This window comes from Pseudoalteromonas sp. 2CM36K (genome assembly GCF_023161865.1).
GTDB classification, from domain to species: Bacteria; Pseudomonadota; Gammaproteobacteria; order Enterobacterales; family Alteromonadaceae; genus Pseudoalteromonas; species Pseudoalteromonas tetraodonis.
Map to the genome: position 1 here is coordinate 137 of NZ_JALNTK010000007.1, position 18,068 is coordinate 18,204.

Annotated in this window: 15 protein-coding genes and 2 pseudogenes; 5 read left to right on the forward strand and 12 right to left on the reverse strand. The window is 39.8% G+C overall.

The window, feature by feature from the left end; translation table 11 throughout:
• The 9 genes and pseudogenes from MTN97_RS05720 to MTN97_RS05760 form a co-directional block, all read right to left on the reverse strand.
• Positions 1-737, reverse strand: a pseudogene (locus MTN97_RS05720) (VWA domain-containing protein); the annotation flags it as partial.
• A 76-nt stretch (positions 738-813) separates the two neighbouring features.
• Positions 814-2,082 (reverse strand): DUF3150 domain-containing protein, encoded by a 1,269-nt coding sequence (locus tag MTN97_RS05725; RefSeq protein ID WP_248473888.1) that lies wholly within the window; start codon positions 2,080-2,082, stop codon positions 814-816.
• 344 nt (positions 2,083-2,426) lie between these two features.
• The gene (locus tag MTN97_RS05730) at positions 2,427-2,642 is read right to left on the reverse strand and encodes a hypothetical protein (RefSeq protein ID WP_121638745.1); all 216 of its coding nucleotides are present in this window, start codon (positions 2,640-2,642) and stop codon (positions 2,427-2,429) included.
• 96 nt (positions 2,643-2,738) lie between these two features.
• The gene (locus tag MTN97_RS05735; RefSeq protein WP_248473889.1) at positions 2,739-3,749 is read right to left on the reverse strand and encodes a YqaJ viral recombinase family protein; all 1,011 of its coding nucleotides are present in this window, start codon (positions 3,747-3,749) and stop codon (positions 2,739-2,741) included.
• A gap of 58 nt (positions 3,750-3,807) precedes the next feature.
• On the reverse strand, positions 3,808-4,758 hold the full coding sequence (gene bet, locus MTN97_RS05740) for a phage recombination protein Bet (protein ID WP_248473890.1): 951 nt from the start codon (positions 4,756-4,758) through the stop codon (positions 3,808-3,810).
• Between the two features lie 90 nt (positions 4,759-4,848).
• Positions 4,849-5,346 carry a RadC family protein gene (radC, locus tag MTN97_RS05745; protein WP_248473891.1) on the reverse strand — a complete coding sequence of 166 codons (498 nt, stop codon included), beginning with the start codon at positions 5,344-5,346 and terminating at the stop codon, positions 4,849-4,851.
• 138 nt (positions 5,347-5,484) lie between these two features.
• The gene (locus tag MTN97_RS05750; RefSeq protein WP_248473892.1) at positions 5,485-6,120 is read right to left on the reverse strand and encodes a hypothetical protein; all 636 of its coding nucleotides are present in this window, start codon (positions 6,118-6,120) and stop codon (positions 5,485-5,487) included.
• Positions 6,121-6,129: 9 nt separating this feature from the next.
• A complete protein-coding gene (locus tag MTN97_RS05755) occupies positions 6,130-7,056 on the reverse strand; it encodes an AAA family ATPase (protein ID WP_121638760.1) in 927 nt (308 codons plus the stop codon).
• Between the two features lie 287 nt (positions 7,057-7,343).
• Positions 7,344-7,769 carry a hypothetical protein gene (locus tag MTN97_RS05760; RefSeq protein WP_248473893.1) on the reverse strand — a complete coding sequence of 142 codons (426 nt, stop codon included), beginning with the start codon at positions 7,767-7,769 and terminating at the stop codon, positions 7,344-7,346.
• A 297-nt stretch (positions 7,770-8,066) separates the two neighbouring features.
• On the opposite strand from MTN97_RS05760, the gene MTN97_RS05765 reads away from it, so the two are divergent.
• Together MTN97_RS05765 and MTN97_RS05770 are read left to right on the forward strand one after the other, a co-directional pair.
• Positions 8,067-8,741 (forward strand): hypothetical protein, encoded by a 675-nt coding sequence (locus tag MTN97_RS05765; RefSeq protein WP_248473894.1) that lies wholly within the window; start codon positions 8,067-8,069, stop codon positions 8,739-8,741.
• A gap of 162 nt (positions 8,742-8,903) precedes the next feature.
• A complete protein-coding gene (locus MTN97_RS05770; protein WP_248473895.1) occupies positions 8,904-9,752 on the forward strand; it encodes a hypothetical protein in 849 nt (282 codons plus the stop codon).
• A 35-nt stretch (positions 9,753-9,787) separates the two neighbouring features.
• On the opposite strand, the gene traN is transcribed toward MTN97_RS05770, so the two are convergent.
• Both traN and MTN97_RS18005 read right to left on the reverse strand, forming a co-directional pair.
• Positions 9,788-12,616 (reverse strand): conjugal transfer mating pair stabilization protein TraN, encoded by a 2,829-nt coding sequence (traN, locus tag MTN97_RS05775; RefSeq protein WP_248473896.1) that lies wholly within the window; start codon positions 12,614-12,616, stop codon positions 9,788-9,790.
• Between the two features lie 54 nt (positions 12,617-12,670).
• The gene (locus tag MTN97_RS18005) at positions 12,671-13,243 is read right to left on the reverse strand and encodes a DUF4113 domain-containing protein (RefSeq protein WP_248473897.1); all 573 of its coding nucleotides are present in this window, start codon (positions 13,241-13,243) and stop codon (positions 12,671-12,673) included.
• A gap of 42 nt (positions 13,244-13,285) precedes the next feature.
• Here MTN97_RS18005 and MTN97_RS05785 point away from each other — a divergent pair.
• Both MTN97_RS05785 and MTN97_RS05790 read left to right on the forward strand, forming a co-directional pair.
• Positions 13,286-14,098 (forward strand): annotated as a pseudogene (locus MTN97_RS05785) (alpha/beta hydrolase family protein); the annotation flags it as partial.
• Between the two features lie 230 nt (positions 14,099-14,328).
• A complete protein-coding gene (locus MTN97_RS05790; protein WP_011329866.1) occupies positions 14,329-14,754 on the forward strand; it encodes a hemerythrin domain-containing protein in 426 nt (141 codons plus the stop codon).
• 104 nt (positions 14,755-14,858) lie between these two features.
• Here MTN97_RS05790 and MTN97_RS05795 read toward each other — a convergent pair whose 3' ends face one another.
• Positions 14,859-15,272: a hypothetical protein gene (locus MTN97_RS05795; protein ID WP_011329865.1), complete on the reverse strand. Its 414-nt coding sequence runs from the start codon at positions 15,270-15,272 to the stop codon at positions 14,859-14,861.
• 428 nt (positions 15,273-15,700) lie between these two features.
• Here MTN97_RS05795 and MTN97_RS05800 point away from each other — a divergent pair, with 428 nt between their 5' ends.
• Positions 15,701-18,061, forward strand: coding sequence for a TonB-dependent siderophore receptor (locus tag MTN97_RS05800; RefSeq protein ID WP_248473898.1), 2,361 nt, complete (start codon positions 15,701-15,703; stop codon positions 18,059-18,061).
• Positions 18,062-18,068 lie beyond the last annotated feature (7 nt).

The window sequence follows — 18,068 nt, forward strand, 5'->3', positions numbered from 1 at the left end:
TGGTTATCACCTTGGCTTTGGTTATCACCTTGGCTTTGGTTATCACCTTGGCTTTGGTTATCACCTTGGCTTTGGTTATCACCTTGGCTTTGGTTGTTACCTTGGCCTTGTTGCTCTTTATTTTTCTCATCTTTCAGCATTGCAATAATTTCATCTGCCAATACTGAAATCTCATGTGTTGATTGAGTATCTATAACTTTACGTAGTAAAGCATTAAGACGAACCACAACACCTTTCGGAAAAACATTTTCAAGTGCTGCCCTAGCTGTATCTAAATATGAATTTAGAACATCCTGACCAACTACTTGTGACTGTAACCAATACAGGCTAAAGGCTAGCAGTATTTGTGCGGGATGTTCATTATCTGAAACATGCTCATAATGACCAGCTTGGGCCATATATCGAGCAACCTCATTTAATGTCTGGGCAGTTCCCGGGTATATTTTTATCATTTCTCTTTCAATTCGACAGTCCTCTAGTATGTTAACTAAAGTGGAATGTAATCCAGGACGTCTTGATGTATTGAAATCAGTAAATCTAACATGTGCAGCTTCATGAGCTAAATACCCCCAAACAGCATCCATATATGGATAACCCTCTGGAATGCTAGGCAAGTTAATTGACTTACCATCTGTACAAGCGGTATCGCCACCTATGCTAATTTTTACACCGAACTTTTCACCGTATGCAGCTGCTACGATTGGTAGTGCGCTATAAATTGTTTTACGTTTAGACATTGTATTCTCCTAGTTGGATGGCAAAGATGAAAGCCACCTATAAAGGTGGCAACATCTTTGAAGTTTATTTACTTGATTAAAAAAACGCGTCTTCGTCTTCAAAATCAGGCATAACGACCTCTTTTTCACTCATTTCATCGGCATATACCGCTTCATGTGCGTACTCAGGCTCTTTCTCTATTTCATAATCATTCACCTGTTCAAGTTCATGACTATTATTTGGGAGATCACCACTTTCTTCCGAGGTGCTTTTCTCTGCAAATTGCTCAAAAAACTTATCTATATCAGCATCTAAGCTTTCAATGACAAGTTCGTTTTCATCTTTAGTTGAAGATAATAATGCTATATCTTCATCCAAGTTGGCCTCTTTACTCTCTTCTGTCGTTAGTGATTCATATAAAGGTTCGTTACTGCCTTCATTGGTTGAGTCATTAACTTGCTTGACTTCCGTATCAGCGCCAGATATTACACTGGGGGTTACTGAATCAGTCATGCCAGCCAAAGTTACAGCACCGTTAGCATATTCTTCAATACGCTGGCGATTACTCATAATAAGTACTGCTGCAACAACTTGATAAAAGAAAGCACCTTGAACAACTCGGCCTTGTGAGTGTTGCTCATATCCTCGCAAGGTTTCATCTAATAGATCAACTAACGGGGTTAATGAGCCATTTAAAAATGACAGGCCATCAACTTTGTCGCGAATCTTTTTCAGAGTAATGCGGGTTGTAACATTACATGTTACTCGGCCAGATAAATTTCTTGAGTAAAATTTATCTGCTTCATCAGTAACTTCATCTAAAAGATCTCGGCCAAGACTTTCAATTTTTCTGTCGAGGTTTTTTGCTGTTGGATCGTCATCATTTATTGGTTGGATCATGAAAACTTGATATTCAAAGCCTATTCTTTTTTCTACTACAGATCTCGGTAAGGCACCTGCACGAATAGCCATTTCATATTCTGGGTTTTCTGAAATCCATTCATTCACTGCAGCGTTATAACCGCTGAGGAAAGATTGTTTTAACGCTTCAAACTCGTGGTTTATTTCATTAAGTTTGAAACATATTTCATCTGATTTGCTAGCTGGCACAGCAAAACCATTCATAAATGGCATACCGTAAGCTAATAATAATCGGCGTGTTTCTGTTTTCAAGCGATTAAAGCCTTTAAGCTTTGCTGGATCACAGATTTTTTTCGAGCCTAATTGGGCTACTTTTTCTGGAGGAATTTCCCCACCTTCACCAAGCTTAAAATCAGCTGCAGCAAGTCGGGTTTGTCCACTCCAAATGTCGAAATCTACGTGAATCACACAAAGATTTTCGAGGTGTTTAACTGTATTACTCATGATGCTCTCCTGAATGGATATAGGGGCGCACCTGATACCCTGCGGGCTCGATGCGTCCCGTTGGGATGGTTGTTAATGTTTATATACTGTTTATTTATAGAAGCCAGTTACCTCATTTTCACCCATAAGTGGGTAAAACTTGTTCTAAAATAACTTATTCAAATCATGAATAAGCCATAAGGTTTTGTATTGTAAATCTTACTTCTTATGTTAAGTGTAAGCTAAGCTGTTTCCGCCCTTTTCGGGAGTAAACTTATTTATTTCGGCTTTTCCTCCTTTCCCATGCAGACTAAATTTGTTCATCATGGGAAAGGGAGCGTATGCCCCCAAACTAATTTTATTAACTATTTGATGCCTTCTAGGCTTAAAGTTGCTTCATCGACCAGTTGCTGATTGACAATTGTAGTGCCAACCCAGCCGATACAAGCTTCACCCGCCATTTCCATATTTGAGTTCCCGGATATGTCGGGCTCAACTAAGATAACCTTGACTGGTATTTTAGAAGAGGCTAAAACATCAAATTGACCATTTTCATTTTGCTTCACAATAATAGTGTTCATTAAATTACCTCATTGTATTATTTAAACAAAGGGTAACTCCCCTCTGGGTGTTACCCTTTGGGTTAATGTAAGTTTTTTGTAAACTAGGTAAGCCTTTTAAAAATAAAATGACTCTGCTTTTTCACTCATGTTTTGAAGAGGTGCAAGTATCGCCTCATCGACTACATAGCGTGGATTAATAGACTCGCTTACCGTTACTCGGCAACGCTCATCAGATTTTGCTCTATATGTCTCGATATCATCAGGTTTGATATTAGATGCTTTTTCTTCAAGTAATTTTTTGTAGTTTACACGGCCACTAACTTTATACCTTGTAACCATTAAACCACCGTAGTCAGCTTGTAGGTATCCTCCCATTAGTGACTTCATATCTTCGAGTAACGGTTTCTGTTTCTCACTGAGTTCACTCAATCGCTTTTTCAACTCTTGGGCTTCAGCTTCATAGATTCGATACTCTTCAGCTGCACTAATCCAGCGCTCGGCTTCTTTATGTTTAGGGATATACAAATCACGTTCAGGGTCTTTTTCAGGCTCTTGACGCTTTTGTACTTGCTCCCAAAACTTTTCAGCTTCCACCAGCAGTTGCTTGTGCATAACATCATCGCGATTAATAACAAAATCACGAATTTCACCGTTATACCAAAATACTAACCAACCACTCTTTGCGCCGGTTACAAGTAATTGGTGCTGAACTTGTACATAGTAAAGTTTATAGGGTTCGCTATTTGCACCGTTAGTGCAAACATCATTCCATACACTTTCACTTGGGCATTTTAATTCTACCGGTTGGTTCGTACTATTAAGCCCATCTAATGAAGCTCTTAGCAGTGGGTTTTTAACAGATTGAACACATGCAGGTAAAAGTAAGTCATTGTGTTTAGCTTCAAAAGCCTGGCGAGCTTTATCTTCATTTACAACCCCTAGGCGTACCAGAGGGTTTAAACTAAGATCGACTTCTTTTGCATAGCCAGTTTTTTCGGCCCAAAGTCGCCACTTAGTTTTGTAGGGCGAGCGATTAAGCAAGATAATAGCATCAGTAGCAGTTAATCCACCTTTTCGCCACTCTAACCAGTCATCATCTCGTTGAGATAAGTTTACGATTTTCATATATCTCTCCTTTTATTAAAGAGAGATCCCCCCTTTCGGGAGGAAACTCCCGAGGGGGTTAAGCGTTTTCTTCACCAAAAAAATTATCTTCTTCGGGTGAAAACTCTTGTTCTTGGGGTTGGTGAATGTTTTCATCTTGATGTGAAGTTTCAATAACTTCATTCTCGACCTCTACATCACTTTCCCCTATGGCTTCCACTTCTCTGTTTTGCAGATATTTGGTTGCATACTCTAGCTCAGCACCATGAAAGCGCTCTTCGCTATACTGGTAGGCAGCACTCCAAGCATTTTGCTTTTCTGCGCGCTCCGCCAATTGTTTTAAAAGTGGGTTCAATTGCTTGAACTCTACTTGCATTGCATTTGATGAGTCGCTGCCTCCCTCAATTGTAGCCTGAGGTTGGGTAAGCACTACATCTCCCATATCTTTTATGCGCTCAGCTTCGTCTTGGTCGTAGATACCTCCAAAACCAAAAGCGATACGTGAACACTGAATTATACCCTTATGACGAAGCTGTCGCTTCGTATGTGTCTGCCATGGGCCATCTACTACATAAGACCCATTACGACCATTCCCTTTAAATGGAGCTCGATAAACTTCATCTAGGTACTCTCTGATTTTTATTGGCCGTGCTCTATCTTTACGATAAATAATAGCATCTATCCATTCAGGGCAATCTACTTTGGCACCATCCATTCTGACCATTTTGTCTGAATACACAAACTCAATACCGTCATATTCTGGGTGATCATTGATTATACGACTCCAACCATCAACACCCACAACAGGGATAATGCCATTTTGTTTATCGGGAAAAGCATAAATTTCACGAGTAAAAGGGTTTAGGTTATATTGCTCAGCAACAATCAACAAAGTCATCATTTGCTCGTTGGTTGGCGCGCCCCCATCCCTTTGTTTGAATGCAGTAGCTTTTAATGTATCAAAAAACTTCGTGCTATCCACACCGTAACGATTTGCAATACGGGTAACTAAAGATTTATTCTCTTTCATGGTATTTCTCCTAGTTCTCTCATAGAACAGATTGAATTAGGGCACCATTCCCTAACGGGAATAACGCCCCGTTAGGGTTAAAATTAAACTTTAAATCAAGCCGCGTTCAGCAAAAGATACCGTTGACTCAGTACCAACTATAATGTGGTCTAAAACCTCCACATCTATGAACTTGAGTGCATTAATTATCTTTGTAGTTATGGCTTTATCGCTTGTTGATGGTTCAGCTAAACCACTTGGGTGGTTATGACAGAGAATCAACTTACAGCTATTTTTATTCATCACCGATTTAATTATTTCACGAGGGTAAACGCTCGCTGAAGAAATTGTTCCGGTAAATAACGTTTCCAACTCGATAACCCGATGCTGGCTATCAAGGTGAATCATGGCAAAAACCTCTTTCTCTTCAGTAGCATATATAGCCTGAAGATAATCAGTTACTGCACTTGGACTATTAAACATAGTCCCTTTCTTTAACTTATTTCTAGCTAGCTTTATTGCTAGCGCAATAATTTCATCTGCATCCAAAGAACCCGTAATTTGGTACTTACCAGGAACGTCAGTTACTTTTAAATTTGATATATTCATATTGTATCTCCAAAAAAGTTGTTTATAGAGATACAGCTACCCCACAGGGAATGTATCCCTATAGGGTGTATGTGCCAAAATTATTAAATGTTAATTTGGCGCTTATTAAGGAAGAGAAAAAATTCTCAATTTATATTTTTAAAAATAACAATCTTCTATGTCTGTGTTGGCACCTTGCCAATCAAATATTTCAGTTGTTAAATTTAACTTTGCGGCATCACTACGAACTTCACTGTAGTTAAACCCCATCGACTCTATTACGTTTTCTAGCGAGCTAAACTCTGAGTAAATAATAGAGCTGCCTTGGTCATCACAAATATTAACTAATTCAGTGCTAACACTTTCCCACTCTTCATGAAATCGCTTTTGCAAGTGAATCATCATAAGAAAAGGCTTGTGACCATGAGCATTAGTTATTTCACCTGCACCCTCAAGTGTTTTTGGGTGTAGTGTGTTTTCTTTATTAGATGAACAAACTTTAAGCTTAAAACCACTCTCTGTTGTTATCGCTTCTATTGGTTCATCTTCAGTGCTTACTCCAACCTTGCATCCTAAAGCTTTACCGCTTTTACCAAGAACTCCAATGATAAAGCCAAGAAGAAGCCTTTTCGCTTCTTCTCCTTGTAAAGCTGTAGGTGGAGATATATGCCAATTAATTGTGCTATATGCACGATTATCCACATCAAGCTTGAGTGCGTTTACCATTGCCTCATCCAAATCATCTGGCTGAAGTTTTGGTTCAAGCTGTTCTAATGCGACAGACTTGGTGTTCATACAATCCCCTTAGCGCCATTGTTCGCCAAACACATCCTTCGATATACGAAGAATCGCCTCACTTTCTTCATTAGAAGATCGGGTTAGCAGTGCTTGTTCCAATGCATACTTAAGTGTATTAGGAGCTCCACGAAATTGAAGTGAAAGCTTTGCCCAACGTACAAGTGTACGGGTTGACATAGTTACACCAATTTCTCCATCATCACCGCTCTCACCCATGAAAAGCCTACGAATTTCATTGGCAGTTTTAACCATGCCTTCTCGAATGCTTTCATTTAGAGTTGGTGCTACGCGACTGAGAATATCCATCTCAGTAGCAGGTTCTGCATAACCTACTTTAATGAATCGATAACGATCCATTGCAGCGATGTTTTGCATCATTACACCCTGATATCTACCTGTTGGATCACCAGACCCTGTAGAGTTACCAGTAACCACAACACGAAACATTGGGTGCGGTTTGATTATTTCACCACCATTCTGAGATATAACCAAGGGGCGTCCTTCCAGTACATCGTTTAGACCTGAAAGTTCTGCTGGGTCAGCCAAATCAATCTCATTAATGAGGAGGATTTGACCATGTTTCATAGCGGTAGCAAGTGGGCCATACATGAATTTCATGATAGGTGCTTCACCGGGCTTTGGAGAAATTAAAGCATGGTGCCCTACTAAGTCTGCTAGCTCCATACGGCCATTAGCCGTAATTTGCTGAACAGGCCAAGATAGGCGTGCTGCTATTTCAGTAATGCCTGATGTTTTACCGGAACCAGTAGGCCCGGTAACATATAGTGCATCTCCGAAAGGTTTTTTTAGAAAAGCAGTGACTTCTCTAATCAACTCTTTACGGAAAATGTAGTTATCATCTTTTGAAGGTATAAAGGGATCTGAAGATGGTGCGTAACCAAGTGTAGTTACTTCCTGTGGTACGCTATTCATTTCAAATGCTTTACGGATTGAGTATTTAACAATCTGTGTCATGGTGTTCTCCTAGTGTATTATTAGGCACACCAACCCCACAGGGCTTGATGAGCCCATAGTGGGTAAGTTTATTTAATATTTATTTGCTGTTTGTTTGAGGAGGCCAGCTACCTCACTTTCATTCTCATAACGAGAACAAAAATCTTTTTTCTAATGGTTTTATTTTCCATTGGGAAAAAGACTTTTAGACTGTATCGCTTCACAACTCTTAAATTATAAAGGAGGGGATACCCCTCCTTTATATACTACCAAATAAGTGCTCCCCCTTTACGAAGACAAGTTGGCGTGTCATAAACAGACCAATCAATCTCAGGGTTATTGCTTACAGGTTTAACTTCTGCTTCTTCAACTGCCAAAGCATGAGTTTCTTCTTTAATAACGGCCTGTTCAGACCGTGCTGCAACCTTGGTTACTGCATTAACTATTTTGCTGACTATGAATTTAACCCGAAGCCTACACGCATTGAATAAACGCAATGTATAAGCTAAAAAGCTCTTCAATGCTTTTAGCAGTATGCGTAACGTAGGTACAAAGATACGTTTCAATAGAAAGGCAATGGCTTTATTTAGTTGTTTGCAAAGATAAACGAATGATTGCGCAAAAGCCCAACCACAAATACCGATGATTCCAACTGTTACAGTAAGTGCTACAACAAATATAATAAATTGCATGGTGATAACTCCAAATTTTAAAAGGAGCATCACCCATACCTGGGAGTGCTCCCAGGTGGGAAGGTGTAAAACCTACGCCATACGGCGTATTCTTTTTAAGTTGCTATTTGTTTTTGAAGGCTAGCTACCTTATCCAGCCGATAAACGACTAAGAAACTTAACTATACATCAAAATTATTTAAGGTAAAACGCTGCTTCTGTCCATTTTGGGCGCAAAGCGACTTCATGTTGGTTGTCAATTCATCTTAACCTTTAGCTGCGTTTACTAATTGTCCCAATTAAAAATGGAGAAATATCATGGCAGAAGAAATTAATGAATTAAAGCAGCAACCTCAATCAGAGCGCCAAATGTACTCAAGACCTGTTTTTCGTCAAAATATGATTGTAAATAGTCTTCAAGCGCAGAGAGTTATGGCACGTAGCTTTGATCGTGTATCGAATGCTTTATTTTCACTCGATGTAATACTTCGTATTATAGGTGACTTGAAAGAAATCGACCAAGTTGAGGAAGTTATTCACGGCCATATAGATAAAGTCGCTGAAGACATGAAGAAAGCACTAGATCAGTTATCTAAAGTAATGGCTGATAATGGCATTGGAGATACTCCTGGTTATAGCGCCCCTGTTACATACCCTATAGAGATCACATCACCACAGGTTGCACAGTTTGCGCACCTTATTAGAAGCCTAGATAAGCTGATGAGCGTAGTTGACACTCTTTGGTTGAATACAGTGCTAACTAGCCAGCAGCGTTCTGATGCAACATATGAGTGGCAGCAGCGTTTAATTAAGCTTGCGGGTCGCATTATAGGAATGGAAAAGCGGGCTCGCATTTCAGCTCACTCTAAAGGTAAAGATGAAGAAGTTGCAGAAGCAGCTCCTGAACAAGAAACAAATGACGTAGAGCTATCAAGTGAAGCTGAATCCACCAGTCAGACTTCAACAAACAAGCAAGAAGAAGTCTCAGCGTAAAAAGTTAAAATAATACAGCCACCCCAACCAGAAACCCCTTTCAACCAAGGGGTTTTATTTATTCACTTCCCCTGGTTGCATTTTTTTTTACTGTGATAATATTGAAGTAATTAAAAAATAACCTTTAAGATCATCTTATAAAATAAAGCGGAGCTATATAGTATGAGTACATTTAAAACCCTAGCAGCCTTTCTAGCTGTATCTGCATTATCTGGTTGTGCTACATCAACAACACCTATGGAGTATATGAACAATCATAGCGAAGCTTATAACATTGCTCATGCCGGTGGTTTAGTAACTGATATAAAGGATACTTACGTTCCTGCGGATAGCGTTGGCTCTATCACTGAATCAATGCTTAACCTAGGTTTTGTTGCTGGTGGATATGGTAGCCCCCAACTAGGAATGACTAACTGGCAAACTGCTGGGGTTCATCTTCTGGGGAATTTGCTTGAGCCTGACTCTCATGGGGCAAGAAATAGTCTTATAGCATGGATGCCAGCTTCAGAAGCTGGTTCGACTGAAGAAGCTCAAGAAAAATTTCTTTCACATGTGAAAGTTTCTATTGAAAAAGTCATGGTTGAATTAGGTCTTAAACATGAAACCATTTACGATCAAAATGGGAAGCTATCTATTTACTTTATAAAAGATGAATGGAACTGCCCGGAGTATTCCCATGGTATTACAGATATTTCAGACTTGTGTGAAGTTAGCGTGGAGACTTATGAGCCGTACAAGGCAATTTCTCCATCATTCATCAGTGGTATTGAATCTGAGAGCTTTATTTTTTCACCCAACGATGGGCGAGATTTTCATAATTTAAACTTAATTACCAATAAAAAAAGTAGTGTTCCAGAAGATGAAATTTACACGAGTATTAGTGAAGAGCTTTCAAGTTGGACTTATATTTATATTGCACCCAAAAAAGTAAAAATGAAAAATGGCGAAACAATAAACTACCCTTACATTTTAAATAAAGGTCAAAAAAAGCTATTTGTAACTCCACAGTAAATAAAAGCGGGTCTTAAGACCCGCTTTTATTTTTATTAACCTCCCCCGCCTCCAGGGTTTATATTAAACTTATCAATAGCCTCTTTCCGCTTCGCGTCTATATCAATACCTTCTAATCTCTCCATTGCTCGCTCATCAGCTGGCAATCTATCTCCTTTAATATTGAATATATTGCCAGATCCAGTAAGTTCGTCCATGGTCAAATCACCCGCGTCTGGGAGCTGTCCGTTCTGTTGTAATATAGCCAGCCACTCATCTAGGTCTATTTGCGACCAATCAATCTCTGATATTTTATCAAGGGGCACACCGGCACAGCTAGGCTCTTGAGCTGTACCAAAATCCAAGCCTAATTGTGGGCGAACCTGCTCTTGTATTATTCTTGATAGCGGAGAGTTAAAGCAACAATAGGCTTGATGCTTCTCAACACAAGCGCCAAGAGCTTTTGATTCGCAATATGAACCAATGTAAGTGCAGCTATCTGTTGCCCTTTTAGCATTCATTTCAAGCTCTTCTGGTTCGCATGCGTAAACCATTTGAATTATAGCTATTGCAACAACGTATGCTGTATAAACGTTCATAGCTGCACCTAACATGTTTGCCGCTTGCTTCGCCATTTCCTCTGTTGCCTGTTTAGCCGCTTTGTTAGCTGCTGCTGAAGCTGCCGCTTCTGATGTTTTATCTTCAATTAAATTACCCATTATTTCTTGAAGCATTTCCTGTGCTTTTTCCTTAAGCTGTTCTATTAGCTCATCTTTTAGTTCTTCAAGTGGGTCAAAAAAGTCACCTACTGCACCGGATATATTATCCATATAACTCGTAAATGGAGATGATACGTCCGACCAGGCATTCATCACTGGCTCACGCAATGTTTGATACGAGCTTTTAATAATATTGTCGTTCCCAAGCGATAAAACAGCACCATCTAGTTTCGGAACCTGGCTAATCAACATTAGGTAATCTGACATACCAATGTTTTTCGGTTTCTCACAACAATCAGAAACTCCACCAACAGCAATTTTACAAGTACCAGCTTGGCCCGCAAAAGCAGAGCAACCTAAGTCTATATTATCATCACCACCCTCTTCAGTTGCACCTCCAGTACACTCCATATCTTGCGTCATAAATTGAGCTGCATTTAATAAAGCCGTTGCTTTGGCAAAGTTATTAGCTTGATTGTTTGTTGCGGTCGGATCAAGACAATCATCGCCCATGCAACGTATGGGGCCCGAGCATTGGTATTCAGTGTTTTTCTCTACTGTATCGACCCTTACAGTGCTACCACAGTCCCATACTTCTTCCTTTACATAGCAAGCTCCAGACTCTCCAGCCGCGCCATCGACACATTTGGAGCTTATAAAGCCACATTGCGGATTGTTTTCAAATTCAGTGCATGAATTTAAGATGTTTCCCTCATTATGAGGGCATTGCTCATTACCATTAATATCAATCCAGCAATCCATTTGCCCTACATTGAAGTCACATTGCATAGCTGACAATTGGAGTTCGGTTGCTAGGTTGGGTATACCTTCTATTGGGGAAGGGGTCATCGCATTTGCAAACGGATCTCCAGGGCAAATTTGAATACCATTAGCAGTTATACAAGCCTCTTCAGTTTTTGCGCCAGAAATTATACTTAAGTTACCCTCGCAAAAACTGTCGTTTACTTTCTTTGCATCTTCAATACATGACTCAGTTGACCACTCATTTCCTTCAAAAGTTTTTATTTGGTATTGGAACTTTCCACCAAGTGTAAACTTAAGGTCATCATCTTTAGTTGAGTCCTGAATTTGTACCCTGCCCACTAATCCGTTTTCACAACTAGGAGCTTGGAGATCTCTGTACATCACCGTACTGTCTGGTGTTCCAGGGATGCCGTGATCTATCCAATCCCATGCGGCAACATATTCACTATATGAAATACCTTTTTCGCTACAAACGCTATCATAGTCAAGCTTTGGAACTTGCCCCGAAAACTGAATGCCATCAGTAGGGGCTACTGTTTTCCAAGTTCCCTTGGTTAATTCAAATTCGACTGTCAGCCATGTTCTACCTTTAGCCGCAAAAAATACATCTACTGTTTCGCTTTTAGTTTTTATCGTATTTCTTATTTTGCAGTCACCGGCAGGTTTCACTATTCGATCACAGGTTTCGTACTCTGGGTTATGTACATCCATACCTATTTCATCGAACTTGGTTTCTACAGAACAATCTCCGAATCCTTCGGCAATTATATCGATATTTTCATAAGTCTGGTTTGTTTGCCCCATCATCGGGTCTGTACTAAAGTCAGGTTTTGCTAGGTTTGAAGAGTCAACAAGGATTTTATAAGCAGCTCCTGAAATACTTGGCGTTCCACTGTTAGCATCCCCCCATAAGCTACCCTTGGCACTTCCACCAGCTTTATCCATATCATCATCGGAGTTAAATACACCCTTAATTTGATCAATATCAGGTTCTAACCCGTCTGCAAAATATTCATTTTTTGATGAAGAGTTTGCTGGGTTACTCCCGGGATAAAGGCTCTGCACATCAAACTGACTATCAATATCATATTCTAAGACACCATCATCCCCTCTCATTGGAACTGTTATTTTACCGTTTTCAACTTTTGTGGGGCTGTTTTTGGCTTCATTACCTAATTCTTTACCAAGCTGCTGTCCATCCCTTCCTAGCTGGCTTAAGAAATCATGCGTATTTACCTTTGGTGGGTCTTGGGCTATTCCATGAAACGGCATAGCTGTTGTTGTAAAAGCAAGTATGCAGCTCATGACTTTCATTAAGCGTGGGGAATTTCTCATTAAACCCTCGTGAATATTAATTACTCTATCACGCAACTTTACCGATAAATCGACCAATGGCGGCATGCGTAATTGCCTTTTTAGGGCACAACGAAGAAATAACACTCAGCGTTTATGTGATTACTTTGCAAATACGAGGGGTAAATCATTGATATTTGTCGTGTAGCTCTTGGGCGCTAGATCGTCTTTTGGCTTCCACGCTTGCTTAAAGCCCTGCACGCCAAATCTAATAACATTGTTACCGAATTTACTATTTATTTCATCACTAACGGTAGTTTTTTTATTCACGTTTGAAATACCTGAATCATTAAATAGATTTAGTTGCTGGTGGTCATTTTTTGACAAAAGATGATTAAAAATAACGCCAACTTTTTTGAAAAAATAACCCTCCTGGTATATTTTTTCCAAAGCAAACATAGCGTATCTAATTAAGACGTCAGAATCTGCACAATGAAAAGGCAATTTCACTTCAATGCTTTTACGTAATTGTGGCTGAGACTGCCTAAATACATCCGTTGAAATAAAAACTGTAATGCTATTGGTGAACAATTCAAACCGCCGTAATTTACCTGCTCCGACAGAAACATGTGAAGACAGCGCACTTTTAAGCTCATTTAAATCTGTAACAAGTTTACCCATGCTTTTTGAAACACAAATGCTATCGCGGCCTTCGTTAAGATCCTTAAGCTGCACTGCATCTATACCGTTGAGCTCTTTAATAGTACGTGATAAAACGATGGTGTACTTGTGTATCCGCTTGATTATAAAAAAGGGACACGTTACCCATTAATCATGTCGGTACATGGCGGCCCTGAAAGCCATGACAAAGACGGTTGGTTAACTAACTACTCACGTCCTGGTCAAATGGGAGCAGCTCGTGGTTACGCTGTATTTTATCCAAATTATCGTGGCTCAACGGGTAAAGGGGTTGATTACTCTAAGCTTGGCCAAAATGACTACGCAGGCAAAGAGTTTGATGACTTAGTAGATTTTAAAAACCACCTTGTTGATATGGGTTTAGTAGACACTAAACGTGTTGGTATTACTGGTGGCTCATACGGCGGTTATGCTTCTGCGTGGGGCGCAACAAAATTAACTGAGCACTTTGCTGCCAGCGTAATGTTTGTTGGCGTATCTAATCAATTATCTAAGTTTGGTACTACCGATATATCTAACGAAATGAACCTAGTACATGCTCGTTCATACCCTTGGGATAAATGGCAATGGTACTTAGAGCGCAGCCCTATTTATTGGGCTGGACAATCTAAAACACCGTTATTAATTATGCACGGTAAAGACGATCCTCGTGTACACCCAGCGCAATCAATGGAGCTATACCGCTACATGAAAGTGCAAGGTAAAGACGTGCGTTTAGTTTACTACCCTGGCGAAGGCCACGGTAACCGTAAAGTAGCAGCCCAGTACGACTACAGCTTACGTTTAATGCGTTGGATGGATAACTACCTGATCGATGGCAATAAAGACATGCCCGCGTTTGAAATTGACCACGCAGCTAAACTTAAAGCAATAAAAGACGCAAATAAATAGCTAGCTAAATACGGTTATGAATAAGTAAGTTATTTTATTACAGGGCTAGTAGCAATATTAGCCCTTTTTGTTGTTAGCTTTATACAGTGCATAGTAATTTTTACACACCTCTCAAATAATCTCTTTGTAATAAAAACAAAACCCCTTGTATTACAGTGTATTACAGTGTATTAAAAATGGCCTTATATTTGCTTCATATTATTTAAACAATGAGTAAAGTAGGAAATAAAATGAATATTTTTGAAGCACTACGCGCCGATCATGACATACAGCGTAAGTTAGTAGATGCGCTTATTCAAACTCATGGTGATACAGATGAGCGTCAAAAGTTAATGCTTGAACTAAAAACACAGCTAAAACAACATGCAAAGTTTGAAGAGCGTTATTTTTATAACCCACTGATGTTTGAAGATCTAACCCATGAAAAAGCCCGCCATAGTGTGGCAGAACATCATGATATTGATGAATTAATTGAACAACTTGAAGAAACCGATAGGAGTTCACCAGCGTGGTTGGTTGCTGCTAAAAAACTCCATCATTTAGTGCATCATCACTTAGATGAAGAAGAGCACGAAGTATTTCAACTAGCCGGCAAAGCACTTACCGAAGGGCAAAAAGAAAGCTTAGCTGAGCACTACAACGATGCAATGCACTAACTGCTGCAGTAACTACTTTATACGCTATAACTTTAACTTTGATACACTCCCTTGTGTACTATTTGGTTATAAGCCAAGCGGCTTATAACCAATTTTTTTATGTATTACTTTATAGTAAATTTTACGTCTTGGTCGCGCAGTAAGTACAACGCAAAACACGCAGCCCACATTGGCCATGCAGTAAAGAATAATAAGTTGTTAAAGCCATCTATGTACTGGTTGTACGATGAAAGTGTAGACAAGCCATGCATTACAAAAATGATTCCGTAAGTAAGTCGCTTTTTAATACCCGCCAAAAATGCTAAGACTAAAACTAATTGCAGCGCACCTAACACATACGCCACTATATCTGTTGACCCACTAATGCCATAAAACTTTTCAAAAATACCGGCGCTATGTGCCGGGTTCACAAATTTATCCAGCGTCCACATTATCATTACAATAAAAACACCCACACGCAGAGAGAGTAAAGACCACTGCAAACGGTTTTGTAGATCGGCACTGATTGGATTTGTCATAAAACTTCCTTTAATAAAAATATTAATAAACTATTAAATTATCAAGACCGTATAACTTCGTTTTTATTTCAAAAAAGTATAATTATTTTTAATTACCATTACCTACTTAGCTTATTAACAGTTAAAGCACGGCTTATTTTAAGTATTTAAACGCTGTACATAAAAGCTAATAAATATAATAGGTTAACTGCTGGCAAGTAGACTACAATTTAAAAATATGTTTAAAAGCAATTATTTATAATCTGTGTAATATCGTCACTCTATTGCTATTTTTTTACAAATGAAACGGCAATATTTTATTAGCACGCTTTAAACGCAGCTGTTTTGTTATGCCCTAAAAAATAAAAAGAATCGAAACTTTACTGAAAGTTATTTTTACACCTTTCGGTCTTTATCATCATCAACTATTAACAAGAAAGAGAAAGCCCTTGAAATACCAATACTTAGCCCTATCGTTAGCAAGCGTATTAAATACCCCACTGCTGGCGCAAGCTGCCCAAAGCTCAACAGTAACAACCAATAATACCATAGAGCACATTGAAGTAGCTGGCCAAGTTATTAAATCTCAAGGCCTTTCAGTTAAAGATGCCAACATAGATGGCCCATTTGGCGACAACTTAGCACTAAAAGACATAGCACGTTCGGTAACGTCTATTTCGAGCGAGCTAATAGAGCAGCTTAACATTACCACGTTACAAGATGTGCTTGCAGTAAGCCCTAATACCTATTCAGCAAGTGGTTTTGGCGCGCCAAGTTTACCCACAATACGCGGCCAATTAGGTGAGCTTTTTCAAGATGGTACACGTCGTCAAGCGGGCAACAATGGCTTTGGTGTACCGTTATCGTTCAACGCTATAGAACAAATAGATGTAGTAAAAGGTGCGCCACCGGTATTATTTGGCTCAAGCCAACGCAATGGTGGGTTTGTAAACTTACACTCTAAAAAAGCCGCTACAGACGAAAGTAAAGGTAAAGCAAGCTTATCGGCAGGACGATGGGATCAATATCGTGTATTGGTTGACTACAGCGCCCCCATAGTAAAAGACAAAGTAGGTTTTAGAGTTAGTGCAGAGCATATTGATAACGGCAGTTATTACGACTACTCTGGCACAAAAAGCGACAGCTTATTTGCAGCCCTGCGTGTATTTCCTGATGATAAAAGCAGCTGGGATCTTAATTTTGAATTATACCAAGTTGAATTTACCGATAACGCCGGTATTAACCGCCCTACTCAGGCGTTAATAGATGACGGACTTTATATTACCGGCCAAGGTGTGCAAGCAAATGGTAGCACTGTACCTTTAGCGGGTTCGATTATTTCGCCAACCGGGCAAGTTAAAATAGACCGCAGTACCGTACTGACCGATCCTGATAATCAAAACGAAGCCACTACTTACTTACTCCACAGTATTTATAAACGTGAGCTTTCTAGTCACGCGTCAATTAAAAACATTTCCTACTTTCAGCATTTACAACGTGATGAAATTGCACAAAACAGCTTTGTTGAAATTATAGAGGGTGCCGATACCGCGCAAAACCGTACCGAGCTTACCTACCTTTGGAATAGTAACCAGCAAACTATTTTTGCCTTTGATGTACGTTATAACCGCGTATTAGGTTACAGCCAATTTACCACCGAAGCCGACTTACCCATAGATTTAACTGGCCCACTTTCAAATAGACGCATACCGCTAAGTGCAGAGCAACAAGCACGCTTTATTGAACTTCGCCCAGGTGTATTTGTATCGCCGGGTGGTCAGTACGATATTAATAATGACGGCAGTGGCGACTTTAACTTATCAGACACCACAGACTCACGCTCATGGCAAACAGGGGTGGCTATTCAGCAAGATTCTGATTGGACTAATAAGTTTCATACCAGTGTTGGCTACCGCGTTGACTTTTATGACGTAGAAGCAAACGACCCAATAGCACCTGTAGGGCAAATTGCCGCCAGCGACAGCATTAACGACACTTTGCATTCAGGGCAAGTAAGTTTTAATTACCGATTAAACGATGATTACACCACTTATGGCGCAGCAAGTTACAACGAAGCCACATCAAATAGCATGGCTGGCGGCACTACACTTGGCGGCGACAATACCATTAGTGCGCAAAATTTTGCCACCGAAAATACCCTAGTTGAATTTGGTTTAAAATATGCACCAACCAATAGCGATTGGTACGCCGATGGCGCAATATTTAGCCAACGCCGTAGTTTACGTAACCGCGATGGCAGTAATACCGGTATTCGCACCACAGGTTTTGAAAGCCAAGTATTTTACGATGCCTACCCGTATTGGTTAAGCGCAGGCTATAGCTACATTGACGCCCGCTACGATAATTCTGCAAGTAGTCAAGATTCTGCCCAAGTAGCCGATGCATTTGACAATTCTCGTCCTGATATTATTGCAGGCACCAGTGTGGGCGCTCCTAGTTTTACCGCATTTGCGCCTTCAAGTAGCCAAGTTCAAGGCATTCCAGAGCAATCTTTTAGCTTTAACGGAAATTATTCAATTAATTCGAAATGGCAAACGGGTTTTTCAGGTCTATATACAAAGAGTTACCCATTAGACTTTTTGGCAACCGTACATATTCGCGATCAGTACACATTAAACGTAAATACTAGCTATGCTTTTACGCCTAGCACCAAGTTACGCTTAGATGTAAACAACGTTACCAATCAAAAAAATTGGCGCCCTGTATTTGAAGGCGGTTATTTTGGTGCAACCTTGGCTTTTCCTGAATTACCAATAAACGCAAAACTGACGCTTACGCATAATTTCTAAACAGCAA

Coding starts and splice junctions, on each gene's coding strand:
- MTN97_RS05790 (WP_011329866.1), top strand. CDS start 14,329: ATGAATATTTTTGAAGCACTACGCGCCGATCATGACATACAGCGTAAG.
- MTN97_RS05730 (WP_121638745.1), bottom strand. CDS start 2,642: ATGAACACTATTATTGTGAAGCAAAATGAAAATGGTCAATTTGATGTT.
- MTN97_RS05795 (WP_011329865.1), bottom strand. CDS start 15,272: ATGACAAATCCAATCAGTGCCGATCTACAAAACCGTTTGCAGTGGTCT.
- bet (WP_248473890.1), bottom strand. CDS start 4,758: ATGAAAGAGAATAAATCTTTAGTTACCCGTATTGCAAATCGTTACGGT.
- MTN97_RS05750 (WP_248473892.1), bottom strand. CDS start 6,120: ATGAACACCAAGTCTGTCGCATTAGAACAGCTTGAACCAAAACTTCAG.
- MTN97_RS05735 (WP_248473889.1), bottom strand. CDS start 3,749: ATGAAAATCGTAAACTTATCTCAACGAGATGATGACTGGTTAGAGTGG.
- MTN97_RS05765 (WP_248473894.1), top strand. CDS start 8,067: ATGGCAGAAGAAATTAATGAATTAAAGCAGCAACCTCAATCAGAGCGC.
- MTN97_RS05770 (WP_248473895.1), top strand. CDS start 8,904: ATGAGTACATTTAAAACCCTAGCAGCCTTTCTAGCTGTATCTGCATTA.
- traN (WP_248473896.1), bottom strand. CDS start 12,616: ATGCCGCCATTGGTCGATTTATCGGTAAAGTTGCGTGATAGAGTAATT.
- MTN97_RS05725 (WP_248473888.1), bottom strand. CDS start 2,082: ATGAGTAATACAGTTAAACACCTCGAAAATCTTTGTGTGATTCACGTA.
- radC (WP_248473891.1), bottom strand. CDS start 5,346: ATGAATATATCAAATTTAAAAGTAACTGACGTTCCTGGTAAGTACCAA.
- MTN97_RS05755 (WP_121638760.1), bottom strand. CDS start 7,056: ATGAATAGCGTACCACAGGAAGTAACTACACTTGGTTACGCACCATCT.
- MTN97_RS05760 (WP_248473893.1), bottom strand. CDS start 7,769: ATGCAATTTATTATATTTGTTGTAGCACTTACTGTAACAGTTGGAATC.